This window comes from Streptomyces sp. NPDC033270 (assembly GCF_055576575.1).
In genome coordinates this window covers 460,488-473,588 of record NZ_JBVIRA010000002.1, presented here as the reverse complement: position 1 = coordinate 473,588, position 13,101 = coordinate 460,488, and the positions used below count along the sequence as shown (strand labels likewise).

Genomic DNA, 13,101 nt, shown 5'->3' with positions numbered 1-13,101 from the left:
CAAGCCGCCCGGGGCCGGGGCGCGGATCCCCCGGGAACGGGAACGGCCTCCCCCGGGCAGGGGAGGCCGTTTTCGGCCGGGAGGCCACCTCAGTCGGCGGCGGGCGCCGCCACCGGCGAGCGGTCGGCGCCCACGGCCGGCTTGCCGACGCGGTGCAGATCGATGGTGCGGGTCTCGCGCATCGTGATGTAGACGATCAGCGAGACGGCGGCGCAGCCGGCGACGTACCAGTAGTAGCCGGACTCGATGCCGCCGTCCTTGAACCACAGGGCGACGTACTCCGCGGTGCCGCCGAACAGCGCGTTGGCGATGGCGTACGGCAGCGCCACGCCCAGCGCCCGCACACCGGTCGGGAACAGCTCGGCCTTCACACAGGCGTTGATCGACGTGTAGCCGGTGACCACCACCAACGCCAACAGCGAGAGCCCGAGGGCCGGCCAGAAGCTGCCGGCGTGCTGCAGCAACGTCATGATCGGCACGGTCAGGAACGTCGAGCCGACCGCGAAGGTGATCAGCAGCGGCCGCCGCCCGATCCGGTCGGAGAGCTTGCCCGCCAGCGGCTGCAGGCACATGAACAGGAACAGCGCGCAGAAGCTGACCAGCGAGGCCGTCGGCTTGTCCAGGCCCACGCTGCCCGAGAGGTACTTGGTGAGGTACGTCGTGTACGTGTAGTAGGCGACCGTGCCGCCCATGGTGAGCGCGATGACCAAGAACGCCTCCCGCTTGTGGGCCAGCAGCGCCTTGATGGTGCCGCGCGCGGGGTCGGCGTGGGCGCTGTCGTCCGCGGCGTAGACCTCGGTCTCCAGCATGTTGCGCCGCAGGTAGAAGACGATCCCGGCGCCCAGGGCACCGACGATGAACGGGATCCGCCAGGCCCAGCTGTGCAGCGCGTCCTCGGACATCGTGCGCTGCAGCACGATCTGCAGGCCGAGGCCGAGCAGTTGGCCCGCGGTCATCGACACGTACTGGAAGCTGGAGGCGAAGCCGCGCTGGCCGGGAGCGGACGCCTCGGTGAGATAGGTGGCGCTGGCCGCGTACTCCCCGCCGACCGAGAGCCCCTGCAGCATCCGGGCGATGAGCAGTACGGCCACTCCGCCATAGCCGGCGACGGCGTATGTCGGGGCGATGGCGATCAGTACCGCGGAGGCGGACATCAGCGTGACGGTCAGCGTGAGTGCGGCCTTACGCCCCTTGCGGTCGCCGACCCGGCCCAGCAGCCAGCCGCCGACCGGTCGCATGAAGAAGCCGACGGCGAAAATCCCCATGGTGTTCATGAGGTTCGCGGTGTCATTCCCCTTGGGGAAGAACGAATCCGCGAAGTAGACCGCGAAACTGGCGTAGACGAACCAGTCGAACCACTCGACCATGTTGCCGGCCGAGCCGACCCAGATCTTCTTCCATTGCTCTCGTCCCATAGCCGATCACGGTCGCGGACGGGCGGTCCGTCGGCAAGAGCCGGGGCGGCAACGATCGCGCGTACTTGAGTGCGTTGTGTTCACGGGTGCGGTGCCTGGCGGTGGGGGCGACGGGGCTTCCCCGGGAAGCAACGACTGCAGGGGGAACGACCGGAAAAGGCGGCACTATCGGGCCGTTCCCCACACCGCCCCGCCCCACCGTCACGGCGTGAGCGACTCGTCCAGGAACTCGTGTATGTGCTCGCGGACCTGGGCGCGGTCCGTGCCGGGGAGGCCGACGACGAGGTGGGTGCCGAAGCCGTCGAGGAGGGCGCGGACGCGGGTGGCGAGGCGTTCGGCGTCGACGGGGCGGAACTCGCCCTTCGAGGCGCCCTCGACGAGCAGGGCGACCAGGTCGCGGTGCCAGGCGAGTTCCAGTTCGAGCTGGCGCTCGCGGGTCTCGTCGTCGGCGTTCTGGGAGCGGTTCCAGACCTCCAGCCACAGCGTCCAGCGCGGGTCGCGGTGGCCTTCGGGCAGGTAGAGGTCGATCAGCGCGTCCAGGCGTTCGCGGGCGGGGACGCGGCGGGAGAGGGCGGCCCGGCGCTCGGCGCCGAGCTGCTCCTCGCTCCACTGGAGGGTCTGCAGCAGCAGCTCGTCCTTCGTACCGAAGTAGTAGAGGATGTGGCCGCTGCTCATGCCGACCTCGCGGCCCAGTCCGGCCATGGTCAGCCGGTCCAGGCCCTCCGCGGCGATGGTGGCCATCGCCGCGGCCAGGACCTGCTCGCGGGGCTGGTTGAGCCGGCGCCGGGGACGGCGCACGGGACCGGGCACGGGGACCTCCGGGTCGGCTGGGCGGGCCTGTGGGTCAGGCCTCGGGCTGCTGCTGGGTGATGCAGTGGATACCGCCACCCGCTGCGAAGATCGTACGGGCGTCGACGAGGGTGACCGTCCGGTCGGGGAAGAGCCGGCGGAAGATGGCGGCCGCCTCCTCGTCGCGCGGGTCGTCGAAGGCGCACAGCACCACGCCATCGTTGCAGAGGTAGTGGTTGATGTAGGAGTAGTCGACCAGCTCGCCGTTCTCCTCGATGACGGTCGGCGCGGGCACCTCGACGACCTCCAGCCGGCGGCCCCTGGCGTCGGTGGCCGAGCTCAGCAGCTTGACGATCTCGTTGCAGATCGCGTGGTCGGGGTGGTCGGGGTCGGGCTGGGTGTGCACGAGCACGGTGCCGGGGCGGGCGAAGGCGGCGACGATGTCGACATGGCCGCGGGTGCCGAACTGTCCGTAGTCCGCGGCCAGGCCGCGCGGCAGCCAGATCGCCTTGGTGGTGCCGAGGTGGGCGTGGATCTCGGCCTCGACCTCCTGGGCGGTGCGGCCGGGGTTGCGGCCCGGGTCGAGCTGGACGGTCTCGGTGAGCAGGACGGTGCCCTCGCCGTCGATGTGGATGCCGCCGCCCTCGTTGACCAGGGGGGTGGCGTAGCGGCGGGCACCGGCCAGCGCCGAGACCTGCTCGGCGATCTTCTCGTCGAGGTCCCAGCGGGCCCACTCCTGGGCGCCCCAGCCGTTGAACACCCAGTCGGTGGCGGCCAGCGAGCCCTTGCCGTCGGTGAGGAAGGTGGGGCCGATGTCGCGCATCCAGGCGTCGTTCAGCGGGCGCTCGACGATCTCGATGTCCGCTCCGAGGAGGGCCCGGGCGCCCTCGGCCTGGCCGGGACCGGCGACGACGGTGACCGGCTCGAAGCGGCGGACCGCTCGGGCGACGCCGGCCCAGGCGCGGCGGGCCTCGTCCAGGCCCTCGCCGCCCTCCTCGCCGAAGGTGAAGTTGGGGCCGGGCCAGGCCATCCAGGTGCGCTCGTGGCGGGCCCACTCCGGGGGCATGCGGAAGCCGTCGGCGACAGGGGTGCTCATGCGGGGGTCCTCAGGGTCTGTGGCGGTGGTGCCGGTGGATGGCCGCCGGCGGTGGGGTGCGCCGGCGGTGCGGTTCACAGGAAGTACAGCCGGGACAGCGAGACGGTGTCGGCCGGCTCGGAGCGCATCGGGTCGCCGTCGAGGGTGACCAGTCCGCTGCGCCCGTCGACCTGGACCTGTCCGACCCGGGAGTTGTGGACGAGGTCGCCGGGGCCGATGCCTCGGGTGCCGCGGACGGCGACCCGGCGGCGGCGGGTGGGCAGGTGGTCGCCGCCCTGCTCGGCCGCGGCACCCGCGACGAAGGCGACCGAGATCTCGGCGGGTGTCGCGCCGTGCGCCCCGAACTGCGGCCCGAGCACCAGGGGTTCGCAGGTGTCGGTGGCGGCGTTCGGGTCGCCGGTGACGCCGTAGGCGGGGAAGCCGGACTTCAGCACCAGCTGCGGTTTGGCGCCGAAGAACTGCGGCTTCCACAGCACGATGTCGGCCATCTTGCCGACCTCGATCGACCCGATCTCGTGCGAGAGGCCGTGGGCGATGGCGGGGTTGATGGTGAGCTTGGCGACGTAGCGCAGCACGCGGGCGTTGTCGTCGTGGGGGCCGTCGCCCTCCATGGGGCCGAGTTCGGCCTTCATCTTCCCGGCCATCGCGAAGGTCCGGCGTACGGTCTCGCCGGCCCGGCCCATGCCCTGGGCGTCGGAGGAGGTGATGCCGATCGCCCCGAGGTCGTGCAGCACGTCCTCGGCGCCCATCGTCCCGGCCCGGATGCGGTCGCGGGCCATCGCGGCGTCGCCCGGCAGGTCGGTCTTCAGGTCGTGGACCGAGACGATCATGCCGTAGTGCTCGGCGACCGCGTCCCGCCCGAAGGGGAGGGTGGGGTTGGTGGAGGAGCCGATGACGTTGGGGACGCCGGCCATCTTCAGGACGTTGGGGACGTGTCCGCCGCCGCAGCCCTCGATGTGGAAGGCGTGGATGGTACGGCCGTCCAGGACGCGCAGGGTGTCCTCGACGGTGAGGCACTCGTTGAGGCCGTCGCTGTGCAGGGCGACCTGGACGTCGTGGTCCTCGGCGACGCGCAGCGCGGTGTCCAGGGCCCGGGCGTGCGCGCCCATGTCCTCGTGGACCTTGAAGCCGCAGGCGCCACCCTCGGCGAGCGCCTCGACCAGCGGGGCGTCGCCCGAGGAGGAGCCGCGGCCGAGGAAGCCGATGTTGACCGGCCAGGCGTCGAAGGCGCCGAAGGCGTGGCCCAGCGCCCAGGGGGAGTTGACGCCCACGCCCCAGACCGGGCCGAACTCCTGGCCGATGATCGTGGTCACGCCGGAGGCCAGCGAGGCCTCCATGACGCGCGGCGAGAGCAGATGGACATGGGTGTCGACCGCGCCGGCGGTGGCGATCATGCCTTCACCGGAGACGATCGAGGTGCCGGTGCCGACGACCACGTCGACACCGTCGAGGGTGTCGGGGTTGCCGGCCCGTCCGATGGCGTGGATCCGGCCCCGGCGGATGCCGATGGACACCTTGCGGATGCCCTGTACCGCGTCGATGACCAGGACGTTGCTGATCACGACGTCACAGGTCTCGCGGACCGCGGCCGCCTTGAGCAGCAGCCCGTCGCGGGCGGTCTTGCCGAACCCGGCCAGGAACTCGTCGCCGGGCTTCTGGGCGTCGGACTCCACCCGGACGACCAGGCCCGAGTCGCCGAGGACGACCCGGTCGCCGGCCCGCGGGCCGTGTACCGACGCGTACTCGTGGGGGTCGATGGTCATGCCTGCTCCTCCGCTCCCAGGTAGCCGCAGGCGGCGGCCCGCCGCAGCGCTTCCGTCTTCGCCCCCGGTGCGTCCAGCGGGCCGTCCACGAGACCGGCGAAGCCGATCGCGATCCGGGCCCCGCCGATCGGGACCAGGCCGACCTCCGAGGCGCCGCCCGGGTCGAACCGCACGGACGAGCCGGCCGGGACGCACAGCCGCATGCCGTACGCGGCACCGCGGTCGAAGTCCAGCCGGGGGTTGGCCTCGAAGAAGTGGAAGTGCGAGGTGACGCTGATGGGCACCGTCGCGGTGTTGCGCACGGTGAGCACCACCGCGGGCTCGGGCTCCGGGTCGGCCGGGCCGGGGAGCACGGCGCCGGGCGCGGTCGCCGCGCCGCTCCTCGCGGCCGGCGCGCCGGCGCCGATCGGGTCGCTGACCACCGCGAGCCGGGAGCCGTCGTCGAAGACGGCCTCCACATGCACCTCGGTGACCACGTCGGCCACGCCCGGCAGCACATCGTCCGGACCGAGCACGCTGCGTGCCGCCTCGATGGCTTGAGCGAGGCGGCGCCCGTCCCGCGCCGCCTCGCAGACTGTGTCCGCGATCAACGCGGTCGCCTCGGGCACATTCAGCTTCAGTCCGCGGGCCCGGCGCGTCCGCGCCAGCTCGGCCGCGCCGAACAGCAGCAGCCGGTCGCGTTCCGTCGGGGTCAGCCGCATCCCGTCACACCTCCAGCTCGATTAGAGCACCACTCTAACCATGAAACTAGTCAACACGAAAAGCATTGACCTGTGCCGCAGCGATGAGTCACATTGAGCGCTGTTCTAAACGAGCGATGAATAGAGCACCGCTCAAAATGATCTCGTACCGCTGATCCGGCGCTGCGAGACCCGCTCATATCGAGCACTTCCACATAACGGAGCACTGCACGCAGAGCACTGCTCAGACACTGTTGTCCGGCCTCTCAGGGGAGCCCTCATGCCGATCGAACAACGCGGAGTCGACACCATCCCGGACGAGGAGCGCACCAGCGGTCCGCGCGACCTCATCTCGATCCTGCTCGGATCGAACCTCGCCCTCGGCGTGGTGATCTTCGGGTGGCTACCGGTCTCCTTCGGGCTCGGCTTCTGGCCCTCGGTGACCTCACTGGTGGCGGGCACGCTCGTCGGCACCCTGCTGACCGCCCCGCTCGCGCTGGTCTCGCTGCGCAGCGCCACCAACCTCTCCACCAGCAGCGGCGCCCACTTCGGCGTACGCGGCCGGCTCATCGGTTCGGTGATCGGGCTGCTGCTCTCGCTCGGCTACACCGCACTGACCCTGTGGGTCGGCGGCGACGCGGTCGTCGGCTGTCTGCACCGCCTGACCGGGCTGCCGACCGGCGGCGGGACCTACGCCCTGGTCTACGCCCTGCTCGCCGGCGCCACCGCCGTCGGCGCGGTCTACGGCTACCGGGTGCTGCTGCGGCTGAGCAAGGTGCTCGCCGTCGGTATGACCCTGCTGCTGGCCGTCGGCATCGTGGCGTACGCCGGCACCTTCACCACCGCCGCGCCGCACGGCAGCTCGTATCTGCTGGGCGGCTTCTGGCAGACCTGGCTGCTGGCCGCCGTCTCCGCGGGCCTGAGCGGCCCGATCGCGTTCATCACGCTGCTCGGCGACTACAGCCGCTACATCTCCCCGCGCCGGCACAGCTCGAAGAAGGTCTTCGGCGCCACCTGCCTGGGCCTGGTCGTCGGTCTGCTGGTGCCGCAGCTGTTCGGCACCTTCACCGCCCTCGCGGTCGGTGCGGGCGAGGACTACGCGGGCCCGCTGGTGGCCGGCGCCCCGTTCTGGTACCTGGCGCTGCTGCTGCTCAACGCCTCGGCCGGCTCGGTCGGCAACTCCGGCCTGATGCTCTACAGCATGGGCCTGGACCTGGACGCCATCCTGCCGCGCGCCACCCGCACCCAGGCCACCTACGTCGTCGCCGCGCTCGCGACCGCGCTGGTCTACGCCGGCCACTTCCTGTGGGCCGCGCAGGACGCGATGACCTCCTTCGTCCTGCTGATGACCGCGGTCGGCACGCCCTGGGCGGTGATCACCGTGATCGGCTTCACCCGCTGCCGCGGCGCCTACGACGCGGAGTCCCTGCAGGTCTACAACCGCGGCACACGCGGCGGCGTGTACTGGTTCACCGGCGGCTGGAGCGTCCAGGCGGCCGTCGCCTGGGCGCTGGGCTCGGTGATCGGCCTGATGGCGGTGGCCACGCCCCTGTACGAGGGCCCGCTGCTGGCGTACACGGGCGGCATCGACGTCAGCTTCCTGCTCGCGGCCGCGGTGGCCGGTGTGGTCTACCTCGCCCTCACCGCCCGCGATCCGCGCCCGGTCCCGACGCTGCGCCCCCTTCCCCCCACCTCCCCCGCCGCCCCCACGGAAGCGTCCGCGGAGGTCGGCTGAGCCGATGTGACCATGACCGAGGCCGCCCCCGACCCGATGTCGGCGGCGGCCTCGGTCCTGTCCGGGGAAGCGCCCCGGAGCGGTGGCTCAGCCCAGCTGGTGCATCCAGCCGTGCTTGTCGTCGGCGACGCCCCGCTGGATGTCCAGCAGCGCCTCGCGCAGCTTCAGCGTGACCTTGCCCGGCTCGCCGTCGGACTGCCTCCACTCGCCGCCCGCGCTCTTGACCGTGCCGACCGGGGTGATCACGGCGGCGGTACCGCAGGCGAAGACCTCGGTGAGGGTGCCGTTCTCGGTGTCGGCCCGCCACTGGTCGATGGAGACCCGGGCCTCCTCGGACGCGAAGCCCAGGTCGCCGGCGACGGACAGCAGCGAGTCACGGGTGACGCCGGCCAGCAGGGAGCCGGTCAGCGTGGGGGTGACGATCTTGTCGCCGTACACGAAGTACAGGTTCATGCCGCCGAGCTCCTCGACCCACTTGTGCTCCACGGCGTCGAGGTAGGCGACCTGGTCGCAGCCGTGCACCGCGGCCTCGGCCTGCGCGAGCAGCGACGCGGCGTAGTTGCCGCCGGTCTTGGCGTCGCCCATGCCGCCGGGGACGGCGCGCACCCGGTTCTCGGACAGCCAGATGGAGACCGGCTTGACGCCGCCGGCGAAGTACGCGCCGGCGGGCGAGGCGATCACGACGAAGAGGTACTCGTTGGCGGGCTTCACGCCCAGCCCCACCTCAGTGGCGATCATGAAGGGCCGCAGGTAGAGCGACTCCTCGCCGCCGTGCGCGGGCACCCACTTCTTGTCCTGCTGGACCAGCAGGTCGCAGGCCTCGATGAAGGTCTCGACGGGCAGCTCGGGCATGGCCAGACGGCGCGCCGAGGCCTGGAAGCGCCGGGCGTTGGCGTCGGGGCGGAACATGGCGACGGAGCCGTCGGGCTGGCGGTAGGCCTTGAGGCCCTCGAAGATCTCCTGCGCGTAGTGCAGGACGTTGGTCGCCGGGTCGAGGGAGAGCGGCCCGTACGGCACGAGCTGCCCGTCGTGCCAGCCGCGGCCCTCGGTCCACCTGATCGTCACCATGTGGTCGGTGAAGTGGCGGCCGAATCCGGGGGCGGCCAGGATCTGCTCCCGCTCCGCGTCGGACAGCGGGTGCGAGGAGGGCTTGAGCTCGATCGTGGGCGTCGTCATGAATCCATGTCCTTCACTGCGTGATCCGATACCGCGGGTTGTCCGGCCCAGCCCTCCGGCGGGGGGTGGGTGGGGTCGGCCCCCACCGTGCGGCACCGGTGCGGTTTGTGGCGGCCGCACGCACCGGGAACCTGAACGTACCGGTCGTTACTTGGACGTCCGAGTTTCCCGCGGGCGGCGACACCACGTCCGATTATCGCTCGTGGGTCTCCGCCGCCGGAACCGGTGTGCGCGGTCCGCGTCCGATGGTCGCACCCAACCGGGCGGTAGCCCAGAGCGGGTCAACGCGGACAGCGCCGGTGCCTGGACGCTGTGTCCCGGCCCGGCGCTGTTCGTGGGTGGTGATGTCGCGCTGCGGGCCTCAGCCCGCTACGCGCGCGGCGAGGGCGTCGCCGATCTCGTCCGTGGTGCGGGCCGCGCCGTCGCGCGCCTCCAGGTCGGCCGCGACGGCCTCCTCGATGCGGGCGGCCTGCGGCTCGAAGCCGAGGTGGCGCAGGAGCAGGGCGACCGACAGGATCGTCGCCGTCGGGTCGGCCTTGCCGGTGCCCGCGATGTCCGGCGCGGAGCCGTGCACCGGCTCGAACATCGAGGGGAACTGGCCGGTCGGGTTGATGTTCCCGGAGGCGGCCAGGCCGATACCGCCGGTGACGGCCGCCGCGAGGTCGGTGAGGATGTCGCCGAAGAGGTTGTCGGTGACGATCACGTCGAACCGCTCGGGCTGGGTGACGAAGAAGATCGTCGCCGCGTCGACGTGCAGATAGTCGGTGGTGACCTCGGGGTACTCCTGGCCGACCCGGTCGAAGATGTTCTTCCACATGTGGCCCGCGTAGACCAGGACGTTGTTCTTGTGAACCAGCGTCAGCTTCTTGCGGGGGCGGGCGTTGGCGCGCTCGTAGGCGTCGCGGACCACACGCTCGACACCGTAGGCGGTGTTGACGCTGACCTCGGTGGCGACCTCGGCCGGCGTGCCGGTGCGCAGCGAGCCGCCGTTGCCCGTGTACGGGCCCTCGGTGCCCTCACGCACCACGACGAAGTCGATGTCGGGGCGGCCGGCCAGCGGGGTGGCCGTGTTCGGGAAGAGCTTCGACGGGCGCAGGTTGACGAAGTGGTCGAAGGCGAAGCGGAGCTTGAGCAGCAGCCCGCGCTCCAGCACACCGGACGGGACGGACGGGTCCCCGATGGCGCCGAGCAGGATCGCGTCGTGCTGCTTGAGCGACTCCAGCTCCGCGTCCGGCAGGGTCTCGCCGGTCGCGTGCCATCGCTTGGCACCAAGGTCGTACTCCTTGGTTTCCAGCTTGACGTCCTGCGGGAGGACCGCGGTCAGGACCTTCAGGCCCTGGGCCACGACTTCCTGGCCGATACCGTCACCGGGGATCACTGCGAGGCGAATGCTGCGAGACATGTCTGGACCCTACGCCCCGTCCCATCGGTTGACACGTAACGTCCGCCATACGGACACATGGGGAGCCGGTCAACCTCCGTTCACCGCAACGCCCCGTCACGGTCGGATGATGCTGCGACATTCGCTGCCATGACTGGAAATCCCCGGGGGGACGCTCCCCTGCCCTCGCACACCCCGCGCGTCGGTGTACCGGAGCGGCTCGCGGCCCGGATGAGCATGCCCGAGCAGCATGACTACCTCCGCACGAAGCTGACCCGCCGGGGCCTGCTGCGCACCTCGGCCGCCGCCGCGGGAGTGGTCGCGGGATCCGGTCTGCTGACCGGTTCGGCCACGGCCGCCTCCCCCACCCTGTCGGCCTCGCCCGCCACCGTCGCCGTCGACGGGTCCCTCGTCGCCCCCTTCGGCCGCCACCTCGCCTTCGGCGCCGACCCCAGGAGCCAGATGCGGGTGAGCTGGCAGGTGCCGCTCGCGGTCCGGCGGCCGTTCATCCGGGTGGGTCTGCGCCCCTGGGACCTCGGGCTCAAGATCGAGGCCGAGGTGCGCGCACTGCACACCCCCTCGCTCTCCTCGAAGCTGCCCGCCGTCGAGCAGTACTACCTGCACGCGGCCCTCGACGGCCTGCGGCCGGGCACCACGTACTACTACGGCGTCGGGCACGACGGCTTCGACCCGGCCGACGCGCGCCACTTCTCCACGGTCGGCACCTTCCGCACCGCCCCGGCCCGCGCCGAGACGTTCGTCTTCACCGCCTTCGGCGACCAGGGCGTCAGCTACCACGCGCTCGCCAACGACCAGCTGATCCTGGGCCAGAACCCGTCCTTCCACCTGCACGCGGGCGACATCTGCTACGCGGACACCGACGGGCAGGGCTCCGACCACGACGCCTACGACGCGCGGGTGTGGGACCAGTTCCTGGCCCAGACCGAGTCGGTGGCCAAGTCCGTGCCGTGGATGGTGACCACCGGCAACCACGACATGGAGGCCTGGTACTCGCCCGACGGCTACGGCGGCCAGCGCGCCCGCTGGTCGCTGCCCGGCAACGGCCCGGACGCCGACCGCGCCCCCGGCGTGTACTCCTTCGCCTACGGCAATGTCGCGGTCGTCGCCCTGGACGCCAACGACGTCTCGTACGAGATCCCCGCCAACCAGGGCTACACCGGCGGCGAGCAGACCCGCTGGCTCGACCGCCGCCTGGCACAGCTGCGCGCCGCCGAGGACATCGACTTCATCGTGGTCTTCTTCCACCACTGCGCCTTCTCCACCACCAACGCGCACGCCTCCGAGGGTGGCGTGCGCGACGCCTGGCTGCCGCTGTTCGACAAGCACCGGGTGGACCTGGTCATCAACGGGCACAACCACGTCTACGAGCGGACCGACGCCCTCAGGGGCGGCCGGGTCGCCAAGAAGATGCCGATCGGCGAGCGCGTCGACAGCGCACACGAGGGCATCGTCTACGTCACCGCCGGCGGCGCGGGCAAGGCCCTCTACGACTTCCCCGTGCCCGACAGCTACGAGGGCCACGTCAAGGACCTCGACCACGTCGAGACGTTCCACTGGTCCAAGGGCCAGGTGAAGACCAAGGACACCGTGGAGTGGTCCCGGGTCCGCTACACCGGCTACTCGTTCATCGCCGTCGAGGTCTCCCCGGGCCACCGCCCGCGGATGAAGGTCACCGCGCTGGCCGAATCCGGCGAGCGCATCGACCACTTCGAGGTGACCCGCTCACGCTGAGGCGGTTCACCCGCGCCGCGGGGCGCCCGGGACCCGGGCGCCCCCGGCACTCAGGAGAGGAAGAGCCACCGGGCCACGGACAGCCGGATCCGCCAGCAGCAGCGGCAAGGCACCGAAGCCGGCCTCGACAGCACCCGTCCGGATCGCGCGCGCATCGTCTCAGTGCCCGGTCGAGCCGCCGTTGTCCCGGCGGTCGAGGGCGCGCTGGAGGGCGGCCGCGGCGTTCCTGCGGTCGGCTTCGTTGGTCGTACGGGCGGAGTGACGGGTCCTGCGGACGGCGGTCTCGGCCATGATTCACGTCTCCTATGCCAAAGCCCCGAGAACAAAAGGGATGCGTCGATCCAGAAGCGGCCGGAAGGGGCGGGGGCCACGGCACGGCAGGGGTCACCTGCGCTCACGCACCGGGCCGCATCCGCCTTCGCTCGATCGAGCGAGACGTTCGGCTTCTACAAACGTAGGGCAGCTCGGCCGTGATGTCTGCACAATTACTTGGGCTTCCTACTATCTGAGACGGCGGCGTGTGCTCGAACGAGTGATCTCTTGGCATATGCCGGCCGGAGAGCTTGAAGCGTGGCTAGCGTCGCGGCGTTCGCTTGTGCCACGAGGCCAGGCCCGCCCACACTGAGGAGGAGGTGCTGCACCATGACCGCGCTCGCACAGGAGGCGCCCGTGACAACCCCGGAGACCACGACACCGGAGGCGACGGCGCCCGAACGGGATCTGGACGAGGTCCTGTGGCAGGCATGGAACGCCATGGAACTCCCCGAGGGCCTTCACGCCGAGATCATCGAGGGGTCCATCGAGGTGTCGCCCACCGGACGCTTTGCACACGGTCTGATCACCAACAGGCTTCGCCGCGCCATCGACAAGCACCTGGAGGAAGGGGAGTGCGCTGCGTACCAGGACGTGAACGTGGTCCAAGATCGCAAGGTGTGGATCCCTGATTGCTTCGTCGCGCCCGACGACCCCGAGGAGCACATCACCGACGACGGCATCGGCGTCAAGGCGTCCGCCGTCCAACTGATCGTCGAGGTGGTCTCCCCCGGCCACGACGGCATCGAGCGTGACCGCGAACGCAAGCGCCGCGCCTACGCCCGCGCGGGCATCCCCGTCTACGTCCTCATCGACGACTACGACGGTCACGGCACGGTCACCGTGCTCACCGCGCCCAGCCCCGACGAGGCCGTCTACACGGACGTCCACTCCGTGGCGTACGGCATCGACGCGATCATCCCCGAGGGCCCAGCCAAAGGCTTCGTCATCGGCGAGGCGATCACCGGACCTCCCCGCAACGCCTGACGCCGCAACGCCGAC

Annotated in this window: 11 protein-coding genes; 3 read left to right on the top strand and 8 right to left on the bottom strand. The window is 71.2% G+C overall.

What is annotated here, in order from left to right; translation table 11 throughout:
• Positions 1-89 precede the first annotated feature (89 nt).
• The 5 genes from ACZ5XZ_RS05585 to ureA form a co-directional block, all read right to left on the bottom strand.
• Entirely contained in the window at positions 90-1,415 is a 1,326-nt protein-coding gene (locus ACZ5XZ_RS05585) for an MFS transporter (RefSeq protein WP_468974805.1), read from the bottom strand.
• Between the two features lie 201 nt (positions 1,416-1,616).
• Positions 1,617-2,225, bottom strand: coding sequence for a TetR/AcrR family transcriptional regulator (locus ACZ5XZ_RS05580; RefSeq protein WP_468974804.1), 609 nt, complete (start codon positions 2,223-2,225; stop codon positions 1,617-1,619).
• A 34-nt stretch (positions 2,226-2,259) separates the two neighbouring features.
• Positions 2,260-3,300, bottom strand: a complete 1,041-nt coding sequence (locus tag ACZ5XZ_RS05575) for an agmatine deiminase family protein (protein WP_468974803.1) — start codon at positions 3,298-3,300, stop codon at positions 2,260-2,262.
• Between the two features lie 74 nt (positions 3,301-3,374).
• Entirely contained in the window at positions 3,375-5,063 is a 1,689-nt protein-coding gene (locus tag ACZ5XZ_RS05570) for an urease subunit alpha (protein ID WP_468974802.1), read from the bottom strand.
• The gene (gene ureA / locus ACZ5XZ_RS05565; RefSeq protein ID WP_468974801.1) at positions 5,060-5,764 is read right to left on the bottom strand and encodes an urease subunit gamma; all 705 of its coding nucleotides are present in this window, start codon (positions 5,762-5,764) and stop codon (positions 5,060-5,062) included. Before ureA ends, ACZ5XZ_RS05570 begins: the two co-directional genes overlap by 4 nt.
• Before the next feature lie 259 nt (positions 5,765-6,023).
• On the opposite strand from ureA, the gene ACZ5XZ_RS05560 reads away from it, so the two are divergent.
• Positions 6,024-7,478, top strand: a complete 1,455-nt coding sequence (locus tag ACZ5XZ_RS05560; protein ID WP_468974800.1) for a cytosine permease — start codon at positions 6,024-6,026, stop codon at positions 7,476-7,478.
• An 87-nt stretch (positions 7,479-7,565) separates the two neighbouring features.
• On the opposite strand, the gene ACZ5XZ_RS05555 is transcribed toward ACZ5XZ_RS05560, so the two are convergent.
• Together ACZ5XZ_RS05555 and ACZ5XZ_RS05550 are read right to left on the bottom strand one after the other, a co-directional pair.
• Positions 7,566-8,654: a branched-chain amino acid aminotransferase gene (locus ACZ5XZ_RS05555; protein WP_468974799.1), complete on the bottom strand. Its 1,089-nt coding sequence runs from the start codon at positions 8,652-8,654 to the stop codon at positions 7,566-7,568.
• Between the two features lie 361 nt (positions 8,655-9,015).
• Positions 9,016-10,056, bottom strand: a complete 1,041-nt coding sequence (locus ACZ5XZ_RS05550) for a 3-isopropylmalate dehydrogenase (RefSeq protein WP_468974798.1) — start codon at positions 10,054-10,056, stop codon at positions 9,016-9,018.
• Between the two features lie 129 nt (positions 10,057-10,185).
• Here ACZ5XZ_RS05550 and ACZ5XZ_RS05545 point away from each other — a divergent pair, with 129 nt between their 5' ends.
• Complete coding sequence (locus ACZ5XZ_RS05545) at positions 10,186-11,787, top strand: purple acid phosphatase family protein (RefSeq protein WP_468974797.1); 1,602 nt, start codon at positions 10,186-10,188, stop codon at positions 11,785-11,787.
• Between the two features lie 159 nt (positions 11,788-11,946).
• Here the strand turns inward: ACZ5XZ_RS05545 and ACZ5XZ_RS05540 are convergent, their stop codons facing one another.
• On the bottom strand, positions 11,947-12,078 hold the full coding sequence (locus ACZ5XZ_RS05540) for a hypothetical protein (RefSeq protein ID WP_099055466.1): 132 nt from the start codon (positions 12,076-12,078) through the stop codon (positions 11,947-11,949).
• A 351-nt stretch (positions 12,079-12,429) separates the two neighbouring features.
• Between ACZ5XZ_RS05540 and ACZ5XZ_RS05535 the strand changes: the two genes are divergently transcribed.
• A complete protein-coding gene (locus tag ACZ5XZ_RS05535; protein ID WP_468974796.1) occupies positions 12,430-13,086 on the top strand; it encodes a Uma2 family endonuclease in 657 nt (218 codons plus the stop codon).
• Positions 13,087-13,101 lie beyond the last annotated feature (15 nt).